The organism is Nocardia sp. NPDC055050 (assembly GCF_053608345.1).
The window spans coordinates 365,738-388,416 of record NZ_JBSGVG010000001.1; the positions used below are offsets into that span (position 1 = coordinate 365,738).

37 protein-coding genes are annotated in these 22,679 nt (G+C 69.7%); all 37 read left to right on the plus strand.

Annotated elements, in window-relative coordinates; all coding sequences use genetic code 11:
* Window positions 1–39 precede the first annotated feature (39 nt).
* The 37 genes from ACWGCN_RS01870 to ACWGCN_RS02050 all read left to right on the plus strand — a co-directional run bounded on the left by ACWGCN_RS01870 (window position 40) and on the right by ACWGCN_RS02050 (window position 22,639).
* Window positions 40–507, plus strand: a complete 468-nt coding sequence (locus tag ACWGCN_RS01870) for a hypothetical protein (protein ID WP_452458913.1) — start codon at window positions 40–42, stop codon at window positions 505–507.
* Window positions 504–872 carry a hypothetical protein gene (locus ACWGCN_RS01875; protein WP_452458914.1) on the plus strand — a complete coding sequence of 123 codons (369 nt, stop codon included), beginning with the start codon at window positions 504–506 and terminating at the stop codon, window positions 870–872. Before ACWGCN_RS01870 ends, ACWGCN_RS01875 begins: the two co-directional genes overlap by 4 nt.
* A complete protein-coding gene (locus ACWGCN_RS01880; protein WP_452458915.1) occupies window positions 869–1,405 on the plus strand; it encodes a hypothetical protein in 537 nt (178 codons plus the stop codon). Before ACWGCN_RS01875 ends, ACWGCN_RS01880 begins: the two co-directional genes overlap by 4 nt.
* Window positions 1,402–1,785 carry a hypothetical protein gene (locus ACWGCN_RS01885; RefSeq protein ID WP_452458916.1) on the plus strand — a complete coding sequence of 128 codons (384 nt, stop codon included), beginning with the start codon at window positions 1,402–1,404 and terminating at the stop codon, window positions 1,783–1,785. The genes ACWGCN_RS01880 and ACWGCN_RS01885 overlap by 4 nt, the downstream gene beginning before the upstream one ends.
* Window positions 1,785–2,258: a hypothetical protein gene (locus tag ACWGCN_RS01890; RefSeq protein WP_452458917.1), complete on the plus strand. Its 474-nt coding sequence runs from the start codon at window positions 1,785–1,787 to the stop codon at window positions 2,256–2,258. Before ACWGCN_RS01885 ends, ACWGCN_RS01890 begins: the two co-directional genes overlap by 1 nt.
* Entirely contained in the window at window positions 2,255–3,085 is an 831-nt protein-coding gene (locus ACWGCN_RS01895) for a PD-(D/E)XK nuclease-like domain-containing protein (RefSeq protein ID WP_452458918.1), read from the plus strand. Before ACWGCN_RS01890 ends, ACWGCN_RS01895 begins: the two co-directional genes overlap by 4 nt.
* Window positions 3,082–4,248, plus strand: a complete 1,167-nt coding sequence (locus tag ACWGCN_RS01900) for a hypothetical protein (protein WP_452458919.1) — start codon at window positions 3,082–3,084, stop codon at window positions 4,246–4,248. Before ACWGCN_RS01895 ends, ACWGCN_RS01900 begins: the two co-directional genes overlap by 4 nt.
* A complete protein-coding gene (locus ACWGCN_RS01905; protein ID WP_452458920.1) occupies window positions 4,245–4,607 on the plus strand; it encodes a hypothetical protein in 363 nt (120 codons plus the stop codon). The genes ACWGCN_RS01900 and ACWGCN_RS01905 overlap by 4 nt, the downstream gene beginning before the upstream one ends.
* Window positions 4,607–5,359: a hypothetical protein gene (locus ACWGCN_RS01910; protein ID WP_452458921.1), complete on the plus strand. Its 753-nt coding sequence runs from the start codon at window positions 4,607–4,609 to the stop codon at window positions 5,357–5,359. The genes ACWGCN_RS01905 and ACWGCN_RS01910 overlap by 1 nt, the downstream gene beginning before the upstream one ends.
* Window positions 5,356–5,577, plus strand: a complete 222-nt coding sequence (locus ACWGCN_RS01915) for a hypothetical protein (RefSeq protein ID WP_452458922.1) — start codon at window positions 5,356–5,358, stop codon at window positions 5,575–5,577. The genes ACWGCN_RS01910 and ACWGCN_RS01915 overlap by 4 nt, the downstream gene beginning before the upstream one ends.
* Window positions 5,578–5,588: 11 nt before the next feature.
* Window positions 5,589–5,963 carry a hypothetical protein gene (locus ACWGCN_RS01920; RefSeq protein WP_452458923.1) on the plus strand — a complete coding sequence of 125 codons (375 nt, stop codon included), beginning with the start codon at window positions 5,589–5,591 and terminating at the stop codon, window positions 5,961–5,963.
* 501 nt (window positions 5,964–6,464) lie between these two features.
* Complete coding sequence (locus ACWGCN_RS01925; protein WP_452458924.1) at window positions 6,465–6,767, plus strand: hypothetical protein; 303 nt, start codon at window positions 6,465–6,467, stop codon at window positions 6,765–6,767.
* Complete coding sequence (locus tag ACWGCN_RS01930; protein ID WP_452458925.1) at window positions 6,764–7,438, plus strand: hypothetical protein; 675 nt, start codon at window positions 6,764–6,766, stop codon at window positions 7,436–7,438. Before ACWGCN_RS01925 ends, ACWGCN_RS01930 begins: the two co-directional genes overlap by 4 nt.
* The gene (locus tag ACWGCN_RS01935) at window positions 7,431–7,736 is read left to right on the plus strand and encodes a hypothetical protein (RefSeq protein WP_452458926.1); all 306 of its coding nucleotides are present in this window, start codon (window positions 7,431–7,433) and stop codon (window positions 7,734–7,736) included. Before ACWGCN_RS01930 ends, ACWGCN_RS01935 begins: the two co-directional genes overlap by 8 nt.
* Before the next feature lie 217 nt (window positions 7,737–7,953).
* Window positions 7,954–8,340 carry a hypothetical protein gene (locus ACWGCN_RS01940; protein ID WP_452458927.1) on the plus strand — a complete coding sequence of 129 codons (387 nt, stop codon included), beginning with the start codon at window positions 7,954–7,956 and terminating at the stop codon, window positions 8,338–8,340.
* Entirely contained in the window at window positions 8,333–9,079 is a 747-nt protein-coding gene (locus ACWGCN_RS01945) for a hypothetical protein (protein ID WP_452458928.1), read from the plus strand. The genes ACWGCN_RS01940 and ACWGCN_RS01945 overlap by 8 nt, the downstream gene beginning before the upstream one ends.
* Before the next feature lie 19 nt (window positions 9,080–9,098).
* Window positions 9,099–9,482, plus strand: a complete 384-nt coding sequence (locus tag ACWGCN_RS01950; protein WP_452458929.1) for a hypothetical protein — start codon at window positions 9,099–9,101, stop codon at window positions 9,480–9,482.
* Complete coding sequence (locus ACWGCN_RS01955) at window positions 9,479–9,685, plus strand: hypothetical protein (protein WP_452458930.1); 207 nt, start codon at window positions 9,479–9,481, stop codon at window positions 9,683–9,685. The genes ACWGCN_RS01950 and ACWGCN_RS01955 overlap by 4 nt, the downstream gene beginning before the upstream one ends.
* A complete protein-coding gene (locus tag ACWGCN_RS01960) occupies window positions 9,682–10,098 on the plus strand; it encodes a RusA family crossover junction endodeoxyribonuclease (protein ID WP_452458931.1) in 417 nt (138 codons plus the stop codon). Before ACWGCN_RS01955 ends, ACWGCN_RS01960 begins: the two co-directional genes overlap by 4 nt.
* Window positions 10,099–10,101: 3 nt before the next feature.
* Window positions 10,102–10,836, plus strand: coding sequence for a DNA-methyltransferase (locus tag ACWGCN_RS01965; protein WP_452458932.1), 735 nt, complete (start codon window positions 10,102–10,104; stop codon window positions 10,834–10,836).
* A 256-nt stretch (window positions 10,837–11,092) separates the two neighbouring features.
* A complete protein-coding gene (locus tag ACWGCN_RS01970) occupies window positions 11,093–12,124 on the plus strand; it encodes a hypothetical protein (RefSeq protein WP_452458933.1) in 1,032 nt (343 codons plus the stop codon).
* Window positions 12,121–12,291 carry a hypothetical protein gene (locus tag ACWGCN_RS01975; protein WP_452458934.1) on the plus strand — a complete coding sequence of 57 codons (171 nt, stop codon included), beginning with the start codon at window positions 12,121–12,123 and terminating at the stop codon, window positions 12,289–12,291. Before ACWGCN_RS01970 ends, ACWGCN_RS01975 begins: the two co-directional genes overlap by 4 nt.
* A 379-nt stretch (window positions 12,292–12,670) precedes the next feature.
* The gene (locus ACWGCN_RS01980; protein WP_452458935.1) at window positions 12,671–12,991 is read left to right on the plus strand and encodes a hypothetical protein; all 321 of its coding nucleotides are present in this window, start codon (window positions 12,671–12,673) and stop codon (window positions 12,989–12,991) included.
* On the plus strand, window positions 12,988–13,155 hold the full coding sequence (locus ACWGCN_RS01985) for a hypothetical protein (protein WP_452458936.1): 168 nt from the start codon (window positions 12,988–12,990) through the stop codon (window positions 13,153–13,155). Before ACWGCN_RS01980 ends, ACWGCN_RS01985 begins: the two co-directional genes overlap by 4 nt.
* Window positions 13,152–13,457 carry a hypothetical protein gene (locus tag ACWGCN_RS01990; protein WP_452458937.1) on the plus strand — a complete coding sequence of 102 codons (306 nt, stop codon included), beginning with the start codon at window positions 13,152–13,154 and terminating at the stop codon, window positions 13,455–13,457. Before ACWGCN_RS01985 ends, ACWGCN_RS01990 begins: the two co-directional genes overlap by 4 nt.
* 1 nt (window position 13,458) lies before the next feature.
* Window positions 13,459–13,977, plus strand: coding sequence for an AAA family ATPase (locus tag ACWGCN_RS01995; RefSeq protein ID WP_452458938.1), 519 nt, complete (start codon window positions 13,459–13,461; stop codon window positions 13,975–13,977).
* 342 nt (window positions 13,978–14,319) lie between these two features.
* Complete coding sequence (locus tag ACWGCN_RS02000) at window positions 14,320–15,861, plus strand: hypothetical protein (protein ID WP_452458939.1); 1,542 nt, start codon at window positions 14,320–14,322, stop codon at window positions 15,859–15,861.
* A 13-nt stretch (window positions 15,862–15,874) separates the two neighbouring features.
* Window positions 15,875–17,269 (plus strand): phage portal protein family protein, encoded by a 1,395-nt coding sequence (locus ACWGCN_RS02005; RefSeq protein ID WP_452458940.1) that lies wholly within the window; start codon window positions 15,875–15,877, stop codon window positions 17,267–17,269.
* Window positions 17,263–18,654, plus strand: a complete 1,392-nt coding sequence (locus ACWGCN_RS02010) for a head maturation protease, ClpP-related (protein WP_452458941.1) — start codon at window positions 17,263–17,265, stop codon at window positions 18,652–18,654. Before ACWGCN_RS02005 ends, ACWGCN_RS02010 begins: the two co-directional genes overlap by 7 nt.
* 2 nt (window positions 18,655–18,656) lie before the next feature.
* Window positions 18,657–19,034 carry a capsid cement protein gene (locus tag ACWGCN_RS02015; protein WP_452458942.1) on the plus strand — a complete coding sequence of 126 codons (378 nt, stop codon included), beginning with the start codon at window positions 18,657–18,659 and terminating at the stop codon, window positions 19,032–19,034.
* 11 nt (window positions 19,035–19,045) lie between these two features.
* Entirely contained in the window at window positions 19,046–19,954 is a 909-nt protein-coding gene (locus ACWGCN_RS02020) for a major capsid protein (protein ID WP_452458943.1), read from the plus strand.
* Window positions 19,944–20,381, plus strand: coding sequence for a hypothetical protein (locus tag ACWGCN_RS02025; RefSeq protein ID WP_452458944.1), 438 nt, complete (start codon window positions 19,944–19,946; stop codon window positions 20,379–20,381). The genes ACWGCN_RS02020 and ACWGCN_RS02025 overlap by 11 nt, the downstream gene beginning before the upstream one ends.
* Window positions 20,382–20,384: 3 nt before the next feature.
* Window positions 20,385–20,786, plus strand: a complete 402-nt coding sequence (locus tag ACWGCN_RS02030) for a hypothetical protein (RefSeq protein WP_452458945.1) — start codon at window positions 20,385–20,387, stop codon at window positions 20,784–20,786.
* Window positions 20,783–21,088, plus strand: coding sequence for a hypothetical protein (locus tag ACWGCN_RS02035; protein WP_452458946.1), 306 nt, complete (start codon window positions 20,783–20,785; stop codon window positions 21,086–21,088). Before ACWGCN_RS02030 ends, ACWGCN_RS02035 begins: the two co-directional genes overlap by 4 nt.
* Window positions 21,089–21,090: 2 nt before the next feature.
* Complete coding sequence (locus ACWGCN_RS02040) at window positions 21,091–21,351, plus strand: hypothetical protein (protein WP_452458947.1); 261 nt, start codon at window positions 21,091–21,093, stop codon at window positions 21,349–21,351.
* Window positions 21,348–21,755 carry a hypothetical protein gene (locus ACWGCN_RS02045; RefSeq protein WP_452458948.1) on the plus strand — a complete coding sequence of 136 codons (408 nt, stop codon included), beginning with the start codon at window positions 21,348–21,350 and terminating at the stop codon, window positions 21,753–21,755. The genes ACWGCN_RS02040 and ACWGCN_RS02045 overlap by 4 nt, the downstream gene beginning before the upstream one ends.
* Before the next feature lie 68 nt (window positions 21,756–21,823).
* Window positions 21,824–22,639, plus strand: a complete 816-nt coding sequence (locus tag ACWGCN_RS02050) for a hypothetical protein (RefSeq protein ID WP_452458949.1) — start codon at window positions 21,824–21,826, stop codon at window positions 22,637–22,639.
* Window positions 22,640–22,679: the final 40 nt, after the last annotated feature.

A 22,679-nucleotide genomic window follows, 5' to 3' on the forward strand; every position in this document is an offset into this window, starting at 1 on the left:
TTGATCCCCACATCCGAAGGAATCAAGGAGATGCTACCCATGCAATTCCGTACCCCCAACGTAGACCGCACATTCGGGCGCCGCCCCCGGCACGCCCGAGGCGAGACCGTTTACCGCCCCCGGCACGCGCTCGGCGTGACCGCGTTCCTCACCGTGGTGGCGGTCGCCGCCAAGCTGGCCGCCGAGCGCCGCCGCCGTAGCGCCGTCCCGGCCGTTACGTGGCAGGCCCCGGCCGACGCGATCCGCGCCGCGGTCGTCGTCTGCGACGGCGCGATCGTTCCGACACCCCGCCCAGCGCCGCCCGCGGTCCCGTCCGACCCGACCCCGACATTGCCGCTTACCCGCGCCGAGCTCGCCGAGGTGGTCGAGGTCGACGGCGGGCGTCCGATGCACGACCTCGACCACGTGCAGCGCGCCTGCCGTCACGCAGACAGCATGTACGGCCGGTGCGCCGATTGCGGCATGACCTGGGGCGAGCAGGCCGCCGCGATGGGCGGTGCGCGATGAGTGCCCCGGTCGAGATCTCGCATGTCTACGCCGTCACCCGCGCATACCTCGCCGAGCTCGTCGAGGCGAGGGCGACCAGCGGCGAGACCGACGACCAGTTCGTGTCGCTCTGCCTCGACCTGCGCGGCGCGAACCCCGACAACCTCGCCCAACTGCTCGCCGGTGCCGTGCTTCGACTCGCCGCCGCCGAGCGTGAACGCGGGCAGCACCTCGACGAAATCGCCCGCTTGCGCGCCGAGCTCGAGACCGAGCAGGCCCGGGCCGAGCACACCAAGACGAGGCTTCGTCGCCGCATCCATCGCGCGAATCGGGGCCGTGCGGCCCTGCGCACACCCATCATCCGGCAGGAGGCCGCCGCATCATGAGGCACAACGACGCCGACAAAAAGGCCAAGTTCGACCAGGCACACAAGGGCATCCGCGAGCAGCTCGACGAGATGCTGCACCAAGTGCGAACCCGCCCCGGCAAGTGCGGGTGTGGCGCACACATCGACGACACGGAACACCTGATGGTCCTCGTCGAGTGGCTCAATCTGCGCACGACGCCCGCCGTCCGAACAGAGCTGCTCGCCGAAGCGATTACCCGAATCGCGACCGGTGCGGCCACCACTGAACCCCGGGTCGTGAGCGGCGTAGGGCCACTGCCGAACACGCCGACAAAGTCGGGCGAGAGCTGGGAAGTGGTCGAGACGACGCGAGCGAAAGCCACGCGCCATATCGACGACCTGATCGACTCTGTTGTCGCCTGCGATTGCGGGCACGCGCCCGACGGCCTCAAGCATTACGACGCGGTGCACGCGATCGCAAACGCCCGATACATGTACGCCCCCGGCGTTTTCCCATCCATGCTCGCCGAGGCTGTGACCCGGCTCGCCGCGATCAAGGCAGGCGCCCGGTGACCCCGCTCGCGCACGTCGTGCAGGTCGCCATCGTCGGCGGCGCGCTCGTCGGTGTGTTCGTGCTGCTCGGCGGGACGGCCGCCGTCGACTACCTCAAAGCCAAGGCCCGAGCGGCGTCGGTCGAGGTGTGCGGGTGGTGCGCCGGTGGCGGGTGCGACGAGTGCGACCCCGACCGGCGGCACGAGCCCGACGAGCCGGGACCGTGCGCGTGGCACTGGACGGCCGACGGCGCGCCGTGCGGATGCGATCCCGAGCACGAGGAGCACCTCGACATCCTCGACGACGAGGTCGACCTACCCGAGCAGGCCGAGCCCGATTTCGGCGCCGAGTGGGACCGGGCCCGCGACCGAGACCTCGACTACCGGGCGGGGGTCGCCTGATGAACGACCGGAACCTGAGCGGCGTCGAGTCGCTCGGCGAGGTCGGCGAGAACACCGGCGACGAGCGGCACGCGGCGGCACTCGCCGTGTGCCGCGCAGCGACCGACCGCACGGACGCGGCCGAGCTGCTCGCCATGCTCGGCCTCACCGACGTGAGGCCGACCAGGATCGCCGACAAGTGCCGAAAGTGCCTGCGCCCCATGAGCAACCTCGCCCTACTCGGGCACGCTCGCCGGGCAAGCAAGGGCATGTGCACCTCGTGCTACCAGCGCACCCGGCGCGAGCCGGTCGCCGGTCGGCAGGCCGTCGTCGCCGTCGTCGACATCACGACCCCGCTCGGCGTCGTCGCGCAGGGCGCCGAGCTATCGGCTACGCCGTCCGGCGATTCGTGGCTGCTGCACTTCCCGGGTAGCCGTCGGACGGTCACCGTTGCGGCCGACGCCGTGCGGCCCGCCAAGGCGGCGAGCGCATGACGCTGGCGCTCATCGAGCCGGGGCTGTACCCGGATATCCCCGACGAGGAGTACCACGCGGATAACACCGCGCTGTCCTCGTCGGGGGCGCGCACGATCGTGTTCGAGTCGCCCGCCGACTACCGGCACACGCCGCGAGTAGACAAGGCCGAGTACGACTTTGGGCACGCGGCACACCTGTACGTCCTCGGCAAGGGCGCGCAGATTCGCATCGTCGAGGCCGACGACTGGCGCACCGACAAGGCCAAAGCCAAGCGGGCAGAGCTGCGCGCCGCCGGGCTCGTCCCGCTGTTGCCGAAGGAAGACCAGCAAGCCCGCGACATGGCGGCCGTTGCCCTCGAGCACGAACTCGCGGGCGCGCTGTTCGCCGTAGGCGAGGCCGAGCTGTCGGGTTGGTGGATCGACCCCGAGACCGGCGCGCGCTGCCGGTTCCGGCTCGATTGGATCACCCGTCTGCCGGACGGCCGTCTGGTGATCGTCGACTACAAGACATCCAAGGGCGCGGGTCGAGCCGCGTTCGCGAAGTCGGTCGGCGAGTACGGCTATTTCGCACAGCAGCCGTTCTATGTCGACGGCGCGGCGGCGCTCGGCGTGCACGTCGACGACTTCCTGTTCGTCTCCCAGTGCAAGACCTACCCGTATCGGGTGACCGTCGGCCGCGTCGACCCGCTCGACGTTGACCTCGGCCGCCGCATCAATCGGCAGGCGATACGCACGTTCGCCGAGTGCATGGCCGCCGATCACTGGCCGGACAACAGCGGCGAAATCTACGCCGCGTCCATTCCCGCATATACCCGCTATCGCGCAGAGGAGCTGCTCGCATCATGACCAACGCCCGTTATCAACCGCTCGCCCCGGCCGCCGGCACTCGGATCGACCTCGCTAGTCAGGCGACCGCGATCGAGCAGTCGCGCGCCGTCGCCGAGGTGCAAGCCGCGGTGCTCGTCGCACAGTCTCGCCCCCGCAACAGGATGGCCGCCGTCGAGGAGATGCGAGACGCGACCGCGCAGACCAGCGTCGCCGAGCGCGCGTTCTTCCGATACAACCGCGGGGAGGGCGCAATCACCGGCGTCTCGATCTACCTCGCCAAAGAGCTCGCCCGCTGCTGGGGAAACATCGACTACGGCATCAAGGAACTGAGCCGCGACGACGACCAAGGATCGTCGGAGATGCTCGCCCACGCATGGGACATGCAAACGAACTCGCGCAGCTCGACGACGTTCATCGTTCCGCACATCCGCGACACCCGGAACGGGTCGCGCAAACTCACCGAGACCCGCGACATCTACGAGAACAACGCCAACAACGGCGCGAGGCGGTTGCGCGAGCAGATCCTCAATGTGTTGCCGGACTGGCTCGTTGAGGAGGCGAAAGCCAACTGCCACGCCACCTTGCAGCGCGGCGACGGCGATCCGCTCGAGCAGCGCCGCACCAACGCAATCCAGGGGTTCGCCGGTATCGGCGTCACCCTCGCGCAGCTCGAAACCAAGGTCGGCGCGAAGTCGGCCGAGTGGGGCGGCGAGCACCTCGGACAACTCGCCGTGATCTTCAAGTCGATTCAGCGCGGCGAGATCAACACGGCCGAGGAATTCCCGCCGGGCGAGGTCGGGACCGAGGCCGGGGTGTCGGCGGCCGAGATCACCGGCACCGGCCGGAAGAAGCGCGCACCCCGCCGCGTGCCTGCGAGCGAGTCGAAACCGGACGAGAAGCCCGCCGACGCCCCGGCGGAACCGGTCGAGCAACCGGCCACCGGTCCGGCTACCGACGCACAAGTCGCGCGGCTCGACGAACTGCTGAACGAGGTCGGCCTCGTCGACGACCCGGCCGAGGCGGGTCGCTGGGAACTGCTGTCGCATCACGCTGGCCGCGAGATCACCGTGTTACAGCACCTCACCGAGGCCGACGCCGACCAAGTCATCGCGCTGTTGGTCGACAAACTCTCGGGCCCGCCCGCCGACGCCGCCGACGAGACCGCCGGGGGTGCCCAGTGACCGCGACTACTGATACCCCCCGGGCCGAGTACGAGCCCGGCACCCGCGACACGGCCGTGCTGCTCATCAAAGCGGCGGCCGTCGCTGTGGCCGACCTCGACAAGGAAGCAACCAGCGACGCGGACGCGGCGGCGGGCCTGGTCGCAATCGACCACGTAGTTCGCATGGCCGGGGTGCACGCGGCGCTCGCCATCGAGGCCCGCCTCGGCGAAATCGCCGAGCTGCTGCGCCCCCGGTCGGTCGACCTCGGCTCGGCCGGGATCGTGTACAACCCGCACGGCCTGACCCCCGAGGACATCGCCGAGGTCTACGACCGCGCCGCGGCAATGGCGACGGCCCGGCAGACCGGGGGCCGGTGATGTACTCGACCGTCATCGTCGGTACGGGCGATTTCCGGCAGGCACTGAGCGCGGTCAAGGTACACGCCAGCACCGACAAGGAATCACCCGCGACGCACCGTGTGCGCCTGCAATTCGGTCGCCAGCACGTCACCGTGTCGGCGACGGACCGATACACGGGCGCGCTCGCCATCGTGTCCCTATGGGGCGACGCGCCCCCCGGCGGGTACGGCCTGGTCGCCGTCGAGCTGCTGCCCGACGACGTGAACAAGCTGCTCGGTGTCTTCAAGGGCGGCAAGGAATCGGGCGCCGACGGCGTCTCGCCCGAGAACCTGCTGCGCCTCGAGGTGCTCGACGACCGCCTACGGATCACCGATTGCTCGGGCATGATCGACGGTCGCGCGCTACAGATTCCGCGGCTGTCGGCCGACGACTCGGCGCTGTTCGCCGTCGTGAAGAACGTCGAGATGATGCAGCGGTCGCAGGCGACTGGCATCGAGGGCATGGCGGTGTCGGGCGACATGATCGCCCGGTTCCGCGAGGCGTCCAAGACCTACGGCGGCGCACTGCAATTCGAGGGCTATGGCCGCGACTCGCTATTCGTCCGGTGCGGCGAGTCGTTCCTCGGCTACTGCTCGACACGGACGCTCAGCAAGGACCGGCGCGAGCGTGTCGACGAGTTCTCGCGCGACTGGTCGTACCGGCTGCCGGGCCTGCTCGACGAGGCGAACCGGATCGAAAACAACGTGTTCACCTCGGACGGCGAGCCGTGACCGTGCCAGAGCCGATGCCGGACGAACAGGCCCGGCGGGTGCTGCGCGACGCGGCCCGGTACACAGCCGTCGTGCTGCTCGTCGGGCACGACCCCGACCGGCCCGGCGCCGTGTTCATCGACGAGGTACGCAACCCGGCGCGCGAGCTCGCCGACCGCGACCTAGTGCGGGCCCTGCGCGAGCTCGCCGACCGCGTCGAGGGCCGGATCAATGGATGAGAGGTGGTGCCGTGGACGAGAGCACGGGCGCACAGGTGCGCGAGTTGATGCCGTGCGACTCGTTCGAGTGGCAACGAATCGTCCGGCGGGTGCAAATGCATTGCACCACAATGTGTTTGGCGCTGACGATGTCGACGTACGCGAACGCGGACGGAACGCACATTGTCGCGGGGGTCGAGCGGCTCGCGCGCGTGATGTGCGTGTCCGAGCCGACGGTCAAACGCGCCATGGCCGACCTACGCCGCATGGGCCTGGTCGAACGTGTGAAGCAAGGCAATCGGTGGGCGAAGAAGTCCGACGAGTACCGGCTCACGATGCCGTCGGACGTGCTCGATTTGCCGATGCTCGACCCGGACGAGCGGGCGGTGTCTGGGGATCACTCGTGATCCGTGGATACCGCAGCCCCGCTGGAAATCTGGGGATCACGGGCGAGACCCGGAGTGTTCCGGACGGCGAAAGTCTGGGGATCACAAGCGATCCCAATCCCACGGTCGCCCGGAAAAGTCTGGGGATCATCCAGAGAAAGTCTGGGGATCATCCAGAGCATGTCTGGGGATCACGGGTGATCTACCACCAACCCATACCAACCATTACCAACCAAACCCGCGTGGCTGAGTACCCAACGCAACTCACCACCGCGCGCCCGGGGGTGTGGATTCCATGACCCTCGATCGCACCGGCGCAGAGCTCGAACCCGCGGACGAGTCGGCGCCCTGGCACGACCCCCGGTGCCGGAACCGCTGGCTCGGCGAGGACGACGAGGGCCGTCCGATCCCGTGCCCCCAGTGCAAGCCACACACAGTGCGCCGCGTCGACATCGACGAACCACGCCCGAGCCTGCGAGCACAGCAGGCAATCGCAGCAGCAGAACGCAAGGAGCAGAACCGATGACCGAGACCGCCGAGCAGACCACGCTCGAATTCACCACGACCAAGGGCCGCACGGTCCGCGTCGGCGACCACTATCGCGACAACCGCGCCAGCAACGTGCGCGACCTGATCGTCGACTTGCTCGGCGTCTATCAGCCCTCCGAGTACGGCGGCGTCCAGAAACCGCCGGTCTGCTCGGTCACCTGCAAGGTGAGCCGTACCCGCGGCGAGGTCGTCGAGCTCATGAAGCCAACCACGATGGACGCGGGCAGGATCACCGGCCGCGACTTCGTGCTCGTCACCGACGAGGGCACCCGATGACCCGCACGTTCGAGTTCCAGCGCGACCGCGACCTCACCGGCGTGAGCGGGACCGGCGTCGTCGCCGACGGCGCAGTGTTCGACGACGGTACGACCGTGGTCCGCTGGCGCGGCGAGCGCCGGTCAACCGTGGTGTGGTCCTCGGTCGAGGAAGCCGTCGCCGTGCACGGACACGACGGCGCGACCCGCCTCGTGTGGACCGACCACGTCGAGCCGGGCCTCGCCGGGCGCATCGTCATCGACAAGGCCGCCGGGGTGCTGACCATCGACGACCGCGAATTCCCGTGGATCATGGCCGCCGACGGGCCTCGCCTCACCCACGACCGCCCCGGCGAAATCGTCGTGTGGGTGCCGATCCTCGCCGACGCGGCCGAGAACATCCCCGCCGGGGGACGGGCGGCACTCACGGCCAACCTGACCGCGAACGCTCGGTGCCGGTCGTGCCGCGCGCCGATTGCGTGGCGCCGCACGGTCGGCGTGCAGCGAATGCCGCTCGACCTCGCACCCGCCGATACCGGGAACATCGCGCTCGCCTACGGCGGCACGGTCGCCGTCACGCTCACCGCGGCCGAGGTCGACGCCGCCGATACGAGCGTGCCGCGGTACGTCTCGCATTTCGCGACGTGCCCGGACGCCGGCGCCTGGCGCAGCAAGGGGGCCGACCGTGGCTAACCACACCGCGGCCGAGGTACTCGCCGCGATCGACATCGTCACCGGGCTACCTGACACCGGCCGCTTGCGGGCCGCCCTGGCGAACCTGCGCGACCGCATCGAGCAGCGCGCAGAACACGACCAGGCGATCGGGCACGCATTCCTCGACCGGTACGGCGCGATGGTCGCCGCCGGGCCGGATGCTGTCCCGGCCGAGGTCGGCGCGCTCATCCGCGCGGCCGTCGAGAAGACCGGTTCCACCATCACCGAGCCGACGGTCGCCGACGAGGCCGCCGACGGCACCTACAGGGAGGCGTGATGGATGTGTGGATTTGGGCCGCGCTCGTCGTCGGCTACCTCATCGGTGCACTGACCACGCGGGGGAGACGATGACGGCTAAGTGCACATCGACGACCAGTGTGTCGGACAGGCTGTGTGAAGGCGTCGCAGGCGAGATCGCTTGCGAGCAATTCGGCGAGCACGACACGCATTTCAACCGGTCGCACTGCCGAGTCGGGCACTCGTGGGTCGACCCCGTGCCGACGCCGGGCGACCTGCTCGTCTGGTACATCCCGCAACTCGGCGGACCGAAGTTCGAGCACCCGGTGCCCGACCTCATGGCAGCGCACTACGTGCTCGAGGCGCTCGGCAAGTGCGCGAATTTCGAGGCCGAGAACCGCATTCGAGGCGACTACGTCGACGCGGGCGGCGTGAACCGGTTCGTGGACTGGGGCGACGGCGACCGCGGTTGGCACTCGGTCGACGAGCGCGAGGTCGCCGCGGCCGTGACCGCACGCCGGGCCCGCGTCGAGCGGTGCTCTCACGCCGAGCTCGTCCCCGTTTGGGAACGCGCCGTGTGCGTCGAGTGCCTCGACGACCGCGGACTGTGGAACTACGACGCCGAGGAGCGCGACCGTGATTGACGTACTGATCTTGCCCGGCACCGGCTACGGCCGCACGGGCGACGGCATCTCGCAGGCGTTCGCCGACGCCCTCGACCCGTCGCTGTTCGATCCGCGGATCGTGCAGTATCCGGCCGAGTACGGCACACCTCGGCCGTATGCGGAATCTCGGCGCCTCGGTCGTCAAGCGCTGCTCAACGCGATACCGCCGCGACGGCGCTACGTGTTCGCCGGGTACTCGCAAGGCGCAGGCATCGCGGGCGACCTCGCTCGCGATGTCGTCGAGCACATGCCCGGCGCCATCGCCGACCACCTCGTCGGCTGCGCGCTCATCGCCGATCCGCTGCGCCCGGCCGGTGCCGGGATGCCGCACCGCCCGCCGGCGCCCGGCTACGGCATTGCGGGACAGCGCCGGGTGTACCCGGTGTCGGTGCCGACTTGGTGGGCCGCGGCCGACGGCGACCCGATCACAGCACTACCGCCGGGCAACCCGCTGCGCTCGGTGGCCGACCTGTCCGAGTGGTGGTCGCTCGCGGGCCCGGCCGAGGTGGTGCGCTGGGGCGAGGACATCGTCGAGAAGTGCCGCGCGGGCACGCTGCAACGGTGGTGGTCGCCCGCGCACTGGCGTAGCTGGGCGGGAGCGATGGCGTTCGCCCGCGGCTACTTGTGGGACGGACGGCACACGACGGACTACGTCGTGCACGGGCACGTCCAGGCGCTCGCCGACACTCTCGGCCGGGAGGTCGGCCGTGGTGAGTGACCGCGACAACCTAGCCAAAGTGGTCGAATCCGTGCCAGGCGTCTACGACTCCGAACGGGTCGCCGACGCTGTGATCGCGGCGGGCTGGCGTCCACCGGCCTGCGAGAACACCGCGACCGAGCCGGATCGCGCACCGGTCGACCTCATCACGGTCCCGTTCGAGACGGTCCTGCTCGTCTACCTCGACGGGTTCGGCACCGGCGCCGCAACCGCGCTCGCCAAGATCAAGCCCGAAGCGTCGCACCTCATCATCGACGACGCCGCGCAGGCACTCGTCAACATGCTGCAAATCGACCCGGCCGCCGTCGAGCAGCTACGCGACCACATCCGCGGGCGCCTGCGCGGCGAGGCCGACAACCGAATCACCGAGGTACCGGTGTGGACACCGAAGGACGGCGAATGAGCAGCGGACAGAAACCCCGGACGCCCGAGCACTTCCCCCGGATGAAGTACCGCGCACGGAAACGGCACACGCCCGAGCTCGAGTTCCCCGCCGTTCCCGCGGCGCTGCACGTCTCGTTCGCCGGGCTGGCCGATCGGCTCGAGGCGGCGTTTCGACGGATGTCGGCCGCGCTCGCCGACCTCGGCCTCGGGGTCGACCGATGAACCGGCCGACGCTGTTCGTGCCGGGTCAGCCGATCACGCAGGGCAGCAAGGACTACAAGGGCAAGAACGCCCGTGGCAAGGCGATCCTCGTCGAGTCCGCGGGCGGCCTCGCCGAGTGGCGCCAGCGCATCGCGTGGGCCGCGCACGGGCACGGATGGAGGCCGTTCGACGGACCGTGCGCCGTCGACCTCGAGTTCGTACTGCGCCGTCCCGTGAGCACGCCGAAATCCCGCACGCCCCCGGCGATCCGCAAACCCGATGTCGACAAGCTGCTGCGCGCCGTCCTCGACGCGCTGACCGGCGTTGCGTGGACAGACGACGCACGGGTGATCGACACCCGGGCCCGCAAGCGCCTGGCCGAGCTCGACGAGACGCCGGGCGTGCACATCGCCATCACGCGATTGGAGGTCTGAACGATGACGCCGTACTACTCCGACGACCGAATCACGCTGTACCACGGTGACGCGCTCGAGGTCATGGCCGACCTTGCCGACGAGTCCGTCGACGTGGTGCTCACCGATCCGCCGTACAGCTCGGGGGGCAAGCGCGAGAATGCCCGCAGCATCCGGCAATCCATGGTTCGCAGCATGGATAACGACGAGTGGATTCGCGGCGACGCCATGAGCACCAACGGGTACGTGTACCTGCTGCGAATGTGCGGCTTGCAGTGGCGCCGCATCCTGCGCCGCGGCGCTCACTCGCTGGTGTTCACCGACTGGCGGATGTCCTCGCACCTCGGTGCCGCTCTCGAGTCCGCAGACCTGCGACAACTGCCGTTGCTGGTGTGGGACAAGCAGCAGCTAGGCATGGGCGCAGTGTTCCGCAATCAGCACGAGTTCATCGTGCACACCTCGGTCGGCACACCGGCCGCCCCGAACCGCCGCGACGTTCCGAACGTGCTCGCGTTCCGGTCGATTCGGGGCGGTACGCACCCCACCGAGAAGCCCGAGACGCTGCTGCGAACGCTGTTGTCGGTCGTCGCTGTGCCCGGGGCGACGGTTCTCGACCCGTTCGCGGGCAGTGGGTCGACGCTAACCGCCGCGCAATCGCTCGGGATGCGGGCTGTTGGAATCGAGATTGACGAGCGGTATTGCGAGGTTGTCGCAGAGCGGTGCGCGCAGGGCGCCCTCGACGTGCAGGCGGGTCTATGAGCGGCACGCCGACGTTCACCGCGTGGGCGAGCTGCCCGTCGTGCGGGGCGTATGAATGCCACGCCATCCGCCCGCCGAAACCCGCGCCCACCGCCGCCGAGCTCATCACGTGGGAACGGAACCGGCAGACGGCCGAGATGTTCGCATGGGGCGAGCGGGTGCCTCGCCGCGTGCACGACGACCGGCCGCCGCCTGTCGACGAGTCCGGGTATGAAGTCGTCCGAATCTGCCGATGCGGCCATGAGTGGGGGATGTCATGAGCACGCCGTGCGGTATCTGCACGCGCCTCGTCGGCGACGGTCTACGGCTGTGCGAGACGTGCGGCGGGACGCTCGTCGAGGCCCTGCTCGCCGTGCCCGGCCTGCTCGCCGACCTCGAAACAGCACGCAGCGGGCAGGCCCGAATCGGCAAGGGACGCACCGGCGGCCGATCGGCCGAGGTCCCGCTACCGATCGCCGACACCGCGAGCGAGGACCGCGGGCGCGGTGTGCGCCTGCTCGGCGAGCGCGACGCCGCCGCGCTGGCAACCGCGTTGCACGGTTGGGCCCGCGTGCTCGCCGATCACCTCGGCGTCGAGGTACCGATCGAATCGCGCGCCCTGGCCGTGCTCGCCGCCAACGCCCGGCACACCGGCGGCTCGGTCGAGTCGCCGGTCGTCGTGCACGAGTACCGCCTGCGCGACGGCGTGCGCGTCCGTGAGTCCCGGGTGTCGCTGCGCACCGCCGCCCACCTCATCACGCCGGTACAGGTCGACGAGCGCCTCGCGGTGTGGCTCGCGAGCCATCCGCACGAGCTACGGCAACTCGAGGCGGCCGAGCAGGTGCACGCCGACATCGTCACCGCGGCCGAGAACGTCCGGCGTGCGATCGACCGGCCCGCCGATCACCGGTACCTCGGCCGGTGCCCGGTCGTGCTCGACCACGGCGGCAAGTGCGAGGCGAACCTCTGGGCCCCGGTCGATGCGGCATGGGTTCGGTGTCCGCGGTGTGCGCAGCAGCACGAGGTCGCCCACCTTGAGGACCGGGCCACCGAGGCGGCTCGCGAAATGCTGTGCACCATGCCCGAATTGCTGCACGCCTGCGCGGCCGTCGGGTCGCCGATCGCCCGGCGCACCGGCTACCGGTGGGCCGCCGAGGGCCGCCTCACGCGCCGCGCGTGGCTCATCCGCGACCGGCAGGGCGTGCGCATTACCGACCGGCACGAGGACCGCGCCGTGCCCGTCTACCGAGTCGGCGACGCGCTCGAGCTGGCGCAGCGCGAGACCAGCGAGAGAGGATCGACCGCATGACCGCTGAAAATGGTGTGACCTGGCTCGTGAACAGCAAGACCAGCAAGCACACTGGGCCGTTCACGACCCGGTTCGACGCCCTGCTCGCGCTCAACATCGCCGAGGACATGGGCGCCTGGCATGCGATGACCGAGACCGAATTCGACGCCTACCTCGGCGGGCCGTAGGCACCCCGTGCCACGCCGTCGAGGCATCGCAAGATCGAAAACGCTCTGACCTGGTGCTATGGTGGTGGCACCTCGAAACCGGTACTGACGACCCGACCCCGAATGTCGGCGACAGTGCCGGTTTTCGCATGTCATGGGCCATTTTCGGCCGCCTCGCACCCGCCGCTCACCCCGAGGAGTCTCGCCATGTCGACACTGTCCGCCGCCGCCTCGCTCGTCCCGTGGGAACTGCTCGCCCGAATCGCGCTCGCCGTCGTTCGCGAGCTCGGCCGATGAGCCTCGGCGACCTGCTCGCGCTGCTGCTCGGGTGCTGGCGCACCAACGCACCCCGCACGCTCGAGCAGCCGCTCTACACCGCCCCGTACGGGTACTGGCCGTCGTGAGCGTGCTCGACCAGGCGCTCGCTGACATGCGCGCCGGGCAGAACGTCGCACTCATCGCCAGCACCGGCCGGACGCTTGACCGCATCCACGACCAGTCCCGCAAGCTGCTGCGCGACGGCGAGCGGATCGGCCGCCGCATGATCAGCAACGGCACTGGCTCGGTCACCCTGAGCCTGTACGCGAGCAGCCCGTCGGCCCTGCGCGGGCTCGAGGTCGACCGCGCGTACTTCGACCACAGCGACATTCACGCCGTGCTCGCCCCGACCATGTGCACGAGCACCGCGCCCGGACCGCGGTTCGTGCACGGCCCCGAATGATGCTCATCGGTCGCGACGGCTCGGTCTGGCACATCACCGCCGGGCCGTCCGGCCACACCGGCGAACGCCTCGGCCGCCGCCGGCGAATTCCCGATTGGCTCGACGCCCTGCTCGTCCGTGCCGGGCAGTGGCTCGCCGACCGAGCGGGCCTCGGCCACCGATGACCCGCAAGCGCACCACCACACAGAAGGGCCTCGGGTGGGCACACCAGCAACGCCGCAAGGCCCTGCTCGACGTGCTGCGCGACGGCGAGACGTGTTGGTGGTGCGGCGAACCGATGTACCGTGTGCAGGCGCTCGCCGCCGACCACAGCAAGGCCCGCGCGCACCACGACCACACCGAGGCCGACCGCCTGCTGCACGACGTGTGCAACAAGGAACGCGGCGACGGTAGCCGCGACCACCTGCGACCCGCGCTCACCCGGGCCACCGGCGGCCACGCTGCGAACGCCCTCGAATGGGGCTGACGTGCTGTACGTCGTCATCGGGCCGCCCGCCGCTGGCAAGTCGACATGGTGCCGACAGCACGCCAGCGCGGCCGACATCATCGTCGATTACGACCGGCTCGCCTCGGCGCTCACCGCGGCCGACGAGACCGGTCACGACCACACGCCCGCCGTCAAGGCCGTGACCAAGGCGGCCCGGCAGGCGGCCATCGACACCGCCCTACGGCACGCCCACACGGTCGACGTGTTCGTGATCCACTCGACCCCGTCCGCCCGCCTGCTCGCCACGTACCGGGCCCGCGGCGCTCGCGTGGTCACCATCGACCCCGGTCGAGATGTCGTGATGGCCCGGGCCAAGCAGCAGCGGCCCTGGTGGATGCAACCCGTGATCAAGCGGTGGTACGAGGACCACGACCCCGCCGGCACTCCGCCGCCGCCCGGCCCGCAACACCCTGCAGCGAGGTCAGTTACCGAACAGCTACCGGACATGATGAGCCAGTTACCGCCCGGCAACGCCCTGGACTGGGGTACCCCCTCCTAATCATCGGGCCCCCCGGCCCTGACTCGTCCGTGGCAGTCAGGCCGTTTCTCTCTCCCCGCGCCTCTCTGGGGCCCGATCTGGGGCCGAGAACAGGCGCCCCTGGTAGCGCCCCTGGCAAGCGCACGGGCCGATTCTCTCGATGCCTGGCCGCCGGGGGGCTATGGCGGCGCTGGTAGCGGGCAGACCTCGAGGGGCGAGGGCTAGCGCAGGCGCGAGCGGGCAGCCCAGCGAGCCCCCTGCTCAATATGGCTAATGTTCGGCTAATACAGCCGGAATGTCGGTTAACGGACAGCAAACCCCCTGGATGGCGCGGGCATGGGGTGAAACCGGCAGGGAGGGACGTTGGAGACGAGCTGGCCGCGCCCGGGACTGGTCGGGACCCAGGAACCCCGGATTTCGTTCCGTCCGGCCGCCGCCGTGGACTACGGCGCCGCGACGGCCGTGTTCGACCTCGCCGAGGGCGCGGGGCGCCGTCTACCGCCCTGGCAGGCCGGAGCGATCACCGACGGCACCGCGCGCCGGGCCGATGGGAAGTGGGCCGCGTTCGAGGTCTGCCTGCTCGCGAGCAGGCAGAACGGGAAGAACGGCGTACTCGAGCTCGTCATGTTGTGGTGGATGGTGACCGAGCCGGGCGTGCAAATCCTGTACACCGCACACCAGTTCAAGACGGCGCTCCGCACCATGCGCAAGGTGATGGCGCTCATAAATGCCTCTGACCAGCTACGACGGCAACTCATGCCGGGGCAGCCCCGCACGAGTAACGGGCAAGAGTCGATCACGCTCTCGAACGGCTCGACGATCTTCTTCGCGACCCGCACCGACCAGGGCGGCCGAGGTGACAGCGTCGACCGGCTCGTGATCGACGAGGCGATGATCTGCTCGCCCGAGGCGCTCGCCGCGCTCATGCCGCTCATCACCACCGCGGCGAACGGGCAGGTGTGGTACCTCGGCAGCGCGGCCGACGCCGACAGTCAACCCAAGTGCGGCGTGTGGGCGATGCTGCGCGAGCGCGCGCTCAAGCGCACCGGCAAGCGCCTGCTCTGGCTTGAGTGGTCGGCGCCCGAGCTCCCGGCCACTGCGACGGCCGTCGAGCGCGCAGCGTGGCGAATGGACCGGCGCAACTGGGCCGCGGCGAACCCGTCGCTCGGATACCTGTTCGACGAGGAATACATCGAGGACGAGGTCGCCTCGTTCGCCGCCCGCCTCGAGAAGTGGGAAGTCGAGCGCCTGTCGGTCGGCCGGTGGCCTCGGCCGCCCGAGGAACGCGAGCGCGTGATCCCGGCCGGGACGTGGGAGGACATGACCGAACTCGGCGCGCGGGTACACGGTCCGATCGCGCTCGCGCTGGACATGACAGGCGACCTCACCACGGCCGCGCTCGGTGCGGCGACGCGAACGATCGACGGCAAGATTCGCCTCGAGCTGGGTTACCACGGCAGCGCGCAGGGCATCGTCGACCGCGTCGCCGACCTCGTCGCCCGGTGGGACCCGTGCGCGGTCGTCATCAACAGCACGAGCCCGGCGAAGGCGCTCGCCGGCCAACTGCTCGCGCGCGGCATCGAGGCCGAGTACACCTCGGCCGGGCAGGCGGCCGACGCCGCGGTCGGTCTCGTGCAGGACGCGCTCGACGGCGCACTCTCGCACGGCGGCGACCCACGGCTCACAGACGCACTCGGCAGCGCGCAGAAACGCGCGCTCGGCGGCGGTCGGTTCGGATGGGACTACACCGCGGGCGACGTAACCCGCGTCCAAGTGATTTCGCTCGCGAGGTGGGCCTTGCTCGAGTTCGGCCTCGAACCGAGCACCCCGCCCCAGATGCCCACAAAGGACGACAGCGACCCGCACGCCGAGCAGACAGACGAGCTCATGGCGATGGGGTTCTAGGAGGTGGGGCAGCGTGGCTAAGACCAAGCAGACACCGACGCAAGCCGAAATCGGCTACGGCACAGAGAGTTTCGATACCTCGGGCGGGATGTTCTGGCAGACGGCCGAGGAGACGCCCGAGCTCATCTGGCCGGAGTGCACGCGCGTGTATCGCCGGATGGAACGTCAAGACGCGCAGATCACATCCGTGATGCGGGCCGTGCGCCTGCCGATCCGGCGGACGAACTGGCGGCTCGATCCCGACGGCGCACGCCCCGAGGTGACCGAGCACATCGCCGCCGACCTCGGCCTGCCGATCGTCGGACAGGCACCGGTGCCGCGTCGTCGGCGTGGCCGGTTCTCGTGGGGCGAGCACGTCGCGAGCGCGCTGCTCTGCCTGCGCTACGGACACCAGTTCTTCGAGCCGCTCTGGTCGGTCGACGACGTGACCGGCCTGTATCACCTGCACAAGCTGGGACAGCGGTTGTCCGAGTCCATCTCGGGTATCGAGGTCGCCGCCGACGGCGGGCTCGTCGCGATCGAGCAGTACGGAATGGGCCCGCGTGGTGGCGCGGTGCGTATCCCGGTCGAGCGGCTCGTCGCCTACGTCGTCGACCGTGAGGGCGGCGACTGGACCGGGCAGAGCCTGCTACGCCCGGCGTACAAGCACTGGCTCATCCGTGACCGGTTGCTGCGCGTGCAGGCGCAGACGATCGAGCGGAACGGCATGGGCGTGCCGGTCTACGAGGCGGGCCCGGCCGATGATCAGCAGCAGCTCGACGCGGGCAAGGCGATAGCCCAGAGCTACAAGGCGGGCAGCGCCTCGGGTGCCGCGACGCCGTATCAGGCCAAGCTACGGCTCGCCGGTGTCGAGGGGAATCTGCCCGACGCGCAACCGGCCATCGACTACCACGACGCGCAGATCGGCAGGAGCGTACTCGCCCACTTCCTCAACCTCGGAAACTCAACGGGCAGTTGGGCACTCGGGACGACGTTCGCCGACTTCTTCGTGATGTCACTACAGACAGTCGCCGAGATGATCCGCGACACCGCGCAGGCGCACATCGTCGAGGACCTCGTCGATGCCAATTGGGGACCCGACGAACCCGCGCCGCGCATCGTGTTCGACGAGATCGGCAGCAGGAAAGACGCGACCGCCGCCGCCCTCGAGATTCTCGTGCGCGCCGGGATCATCACGCCCGACGAGGCGATCGAGCAGGCCGCCCGGCAGGACTACGGGCTACCGATCCGCGAGGCCGTCGACCTCGACCCGGACGAGGTGACCGCGGCAGCGGTAGCCGCCCGTATGGCTGGCCGCAATCACGAGGAGTTCGGCCGAGACCTGCGCGAGCGCAACACAGTTCGACGCGCCGCGCTGACCTCGCCGACCGCCCGCATCGAGCCGAATGGAGCGCTGACACTGTGGTGAACAAGCGGGGCGCCAAGCCCGACCCCTGGTACCGAATTAAGGCCCTCGACACCGGCTCGGCCGAGGTGCTGATCTATGACGAGATTGATCCGTACTGGGGCGTCTCGGCCGCGACGTTCGCGAAGGACCTCGCGCAGATCGACGCCGAGGCGATCACCGTTCGGATCAACTCGCCCGGCGGCGACGTGTACGAGGGGCTCGCCATCCTCAACACGTTGCGCGGGCACCGGGCCCGGATCACCACCGTGATTGACGGAATCGCCGCGAGCGCAGCGAGTTTCATTGCGATGGCAGGCGCCGAGGTCGTGATCTGCCGGAACGCCGAGATCATGATTCACGACGCCCACATGTACGCGGGCGGCAACGCCGACGAGATGCGTAAGCACGTCGAGACCCTCGATCGGACCTCGGACAACATCGCCAGCATCTACGCCGAAAAGGCAGGCGGCACCGCCGAGGAGTGGCGCGAGCTCATGCGCGCCGAGACGTGGTTCTCGGCGGCCGAGGCGGTCGCCGCGGGGCTCGCCGATCGCGTCGAGGTTCCGACGACCGAGCTCGCCCCCGCCGCGCGATTCGACCTGTCGACATTCACCTACGCCGGGCGCAGTCGTGCGCCCGCGCCCCAAACCCCCTCTGCCACCGAGGCCGAGGCCAACCCGGAAGGAACGCGCATGACTGCACTCGCCGCCATCGCGAAGCGCCTCGGCCTGGCCGAGAACGCAGACGAGACCGCCGTTAACGCGGCAATCGACAAGGCACTCGGCCGACCGGCCGCCGCAATCGCCCCGGTGACGTTGCCGTTCAACGACAACGACATTTCGTTCCTGCGCGCGCTCGTCGCGTCCGGGCCCGAGCTGCTCGCCACCGCGACCGCGGCGACGAGTGAGGGCGTCTCGCCCGATGTGGCCGCCATCGCGCAGCCGATCGTCGACAGCTTTCAGGAAGCGATCGACACCGCGAACGAGGCACTCGAGGTGTGGGGGCAGAACTCGAGCCCGGAACCCGCACCGGCGCCGGAACCCGCACCGGCCGCGACCGCGAACAGCCTCGGCGATCTGCCCGCGGGCGTCGTCGCGATCGAGGCCGCGGCACTCGACGAGCTGCGCAACAAGGCCGCGCGCGGCGACCAGGCGCGGGCCGAGCAGGAGCGCATCGCCCGAGTAGCCGCTGTGGACAACGCGGTGCGCACGGGCCGTATCGCCCCGGCGCAGCGAAACAGCTGGGTCGACCGGCTCAACCGCGACCCGCGCGAGCTGGCCGTGCTGAACGGCCTTGCGCCGGTCTACCCGGTGGGTGCCGAGATCGGCCACGCCGTACCCGTACACGATGCCGCCGACCTCGGTTGGTTCGACGGCGTCAACACCGCGACCAACAAGGGAGTCTGACCATGGCCGACAAGATGGGCATCTACGAGCCCGGCGCCGACCTCACTGGCAAGGCGAGCTCGGCCGTCACCGGCGGCCGGTTCCTGGCGATCACCGGCAACCGCGACGCCACTACCGGGACGATCGTCGTCGCTCATGCGACGGCCGCCGGCCGGACGTGCGGCGTGTCCAAGCGGGACGCCGCCAACGGCGAACTAGTCCCGATCGCGCGCGGCAACTCGCGTGTGGTGCAGGTGACCGCCGCGGCCAACATCGCGGCGTTCGCCGAGGTTGAGGTCGGCACCGCCGGGCAGGCGATCACCAAGACATCGGGTGTAGCCGTCGGCTACGCCGTCACCGCAGCGACCTCGGGCAATGACGCCGAGATCAGCCTGTACTGAGAGGACCGACAATGTCGACTGCTCCCGTTTCTTTCCCGCTTGGTGCGCCGACCCTGGTCGGTAGCACTCTCACTGTCGACCTGGCGCTCAAGCAGCCCGCGCGCATCACCAAGCGCCTCGCCGACCTGACCTTGCAGAAGTTCATCGTCGACCGGATTTTCTCGTCCTCGGCGGCGTCGGTGGCGGCCGGTGCTGTGATCTATGACCAGATCACGCAGAACGAGCTCTACACCACGCGCGACATCGAACAGCGCGCGCCATCCGCCGAGTACCCGATCGTCGGTAGCGACCGGACCGACCCGAAGGTCGCGACCTCCGAAGACTGGGGCGGAAAGTTCTGGATCTCGGATTCAGCGCGCAACCGAAACGACGTGTCGCACTTCAACAACCAGGTGACCGCGCTCGGTAACACCATCGTGCGCAAGGTCAATCAGCGGGCCGTCGCGACCCTCGAGGCGGCTATCGCCGCGCTCGGCGGCGCCGGTGTCGTGCCCGGTCACGACTGGTCCGACGTGCAGCTCGCGGGCACCGCGCCGACCGCGAGCGATCTGCGCCCGACCGCCGATTTCGCGAACGTGCAGCTCGCGGCCGATGTCGAGGAACTCGGCGTCGTCTATGACCTGTGGATCGTCAACCCGCAGGAAAAGGCGAACCTCGCCATCGCCTACGGGTCGGCGCTCGCCGAGGTGCTCCAGTCGGCGGGTATTCGCGAGATGTTCCCGTCGAACCGGGTCGCCGCGGGCAGCGCGTACGCGGTCGCTACCGGCGAGGTCGGGTTCCTGTCCTACGAGCAGGGCCTCGCTACCGAGACGTGGCGCGAGGAGAAGACCAAGCGCACGTGGGTGCAGTCGTCGGTCATGCCGATCATGGGCGTGACGAACCCGTACTCGATCAAGAAGGTGACCGGCCTTGCGGGCTGAGGTCCGCGCGGCGGTGTGGCCGTACCGCACCGCCGCCGGTGCCCGGCGCCTCGCGTACTTCGGCGATGTTGTCGACCTGACCGAGGACGAGTACGAGCGGGCGGACCGTGCGGGCGTGCTCACCCCCGAGCCGGTCGCCGATGAGCCCGCGGTCGACCTCGTGCTGCCCGACGCGGGCGATCTGTTCCCACGGCTCGCCGACGATTCCGGCGACACGGGAGACGGGCAGGGCGACCCGGGCGACGACGGCGGGCAGGACGACGGCGATCAGACCGAGGTCGAGGGTCCCGTCGCTGTGCCGCGCCCGGCGAGCACGACCTCGCCCAAGGCCGAATGGCACGCCTACGCCGTCTCGCGCGGAATCCCCGCCGAGGAGGCCGGGCGTATGTCCCGTGCCGAGATCGCGGCCCGTCTGCCCGAGGCGTAGCCGATGGCACTCGCGACCGCGGATGATGTGGCGCTCGGCTGGCGCACGCTGACTACAGAGCAGCAGGCCCGCGCGACGTTCCTCATCTCCGTGGCCGAGGCGTGGATACGGGACCCGTCCCGGCGGCCCGACATTGCCGAAGACGACCCGACGGCTAAGCACGTCATCGTCGAGGTTGTGCGGGCCGCCATGGGACCGGACGCCAAGTTCACCGGACACACCGGCTACTCGGAAACGATGGGCCCGTGGGCTCGCTCGGGCACGCTCGCGACACCGGCGGGCGTGCTGCAATTCCTCAAGGTTCACGAGGAAATGCTCGGCATCTCCGACGAGCCGACGGCGGTTGGCGAGTTCGGCGACCCGTGCGGGTACCGGTACCCGCCTGCCGGATCGGTCGGGCTGTGAGCGTCACCGTCACCCGGCACCGCGGGCCGCGCGTCGATTCCGATGGCAACCCGGTGCCGTCGGCCGACGAGCCGCTCGAGGCGACAGCGATTGAGCCCGGCGCGAACCCGGACTATGCCGGGCTCGGCCGGGACGGGCAGCGCGTCGAGTGCACGGTGTGGTTCGACACTGCCGTCGACCTCACCGGCGCCGACGAGCTCACCGTGAACGGCGAGCGGTACGCGCTGGCCGTTCTGCCGTGGTCGTCGCCCTGGTCGTCGATGACGGGCACCATCGCACTGTGCAGTCGAGGGGAGGGCTAGCCGTGGCCGATCCCCGGGTGACCATCAATCACGCGACCGCGCGCAAGATTCTGAACTCGCCCGACGTGGTGCGCATGGTCAACGCGGCGGCCGACGCCGTCGTGATGCAGCTCGACGAGGACGACGACGGGTTCGTCGAGTCGTACTCGACCGACCGCGGCGCGGCGGCCGTGCTCGTCCCGGCCGAGGTGCAGGCCCGCGATGGCGCGCTTACCCGCGCCGCCGCCGCCGTCGGCCTGGTCGTCGTACAGGCCGAGCCGTGAGCAAGCCGTACCGCCTGCCCGGCGATCCGGCTAAGGCGATCAAGCAGTACCTCGGCACGGTCGTACCCGGCCTCGTCACTGCGCCCGCGCCAACGGTCGGGCTCGTGCTCCCGATGGACTGGAAGCCCGACAAGGCCCCGGCAATCGCGGTGTTCGACGATGGCGGGCCGACACGGTGGCCGGTAACCACCGCGCCGCTTGTCCGGGTCACCGTGTGGGCCGACGGCCGGGACCGGTCCCGCCGTATCGCTGGCGTGTGTCTCGGTGTGCTGCTCTCGCACCGCATCGCCGGTGTCTCGACCATCACGCAACCGTCGGGCCTGCTCGAGGCGCTCGACTCCAATAACGGCGGGGTTATGACCTCGTTCACCGTGCGCGCGCTCGCCCGCACGATCGCGGGCTGAATACACGCCCACCTACCGCCTGCCCCGCACGGGTGGGGGATTTCGCACACTCACAGAAGGGGTAACCCATGTCACTCACCCGCAATCCCGACGCCGTCCAAATCTATTCGGACGCAGCGGTTTACGTCGGAAAGACCCTCAACCCGACCCGTCCCGCGACGATCGGCGACTCGTTCGATGAGACGTGGGACAACTTGGGGATTCTGAACGGCGACTCGGGTATCACCAACCCGCGCGAGTGGGACACCACCGAGCATTTTGGGTGGGGTATCGGGCGGTATCGCAAGGGGCACAAGAATTTCAAGGAATCCCGCGTGATGACCTGCCTCGAGTCGAACGCGACGACCCGACGCATCGCGCGGCCGGGCTCGACCGCGACGAACATCGTCATCCCGCGGCCCGACTCGTTCATTCTGGCGTTCGAGTTCACGAACGACCAGGGTTTGCCCGAGCGCGAATTCACCGCGCGGCCCGCCGAGTGCTGGATTCCGAACCTCGACCGCAACGAGTCCGATCCGACCTCGTACGAGATCACCGCGGATATCTTCGCGACCGGCTCGGGCCTGCTGTACGTGCGGCAGTACACGCCGATCCACGAGGCGCAGCTCGTCAGCATCGTGGGCACCGCGACCGCTGGCACGTTCAAGCTGTCGTACCTCGGCGATCCGACCGGAACCATCGCCTACAACGCCACGAACAGCACAGTGCAGAGCGCGCTCGAGGCGGTGCTCGGTACCGGCAACGTCACCGTGACCGGGACCGCCGGCGGGCCGTGGACTGTCAATCTCATCGGCGATTTCCTCGGCGAGGCGAACAGCCTGCTCGAGGCCGATTTCGCCCTGCTCACCGGCGCAACCGGGATGACGGTCACCGACGCGCCGTAACAGACGCGGCCGGGCCCGGAATTCCATGGCGTGGTTCGCC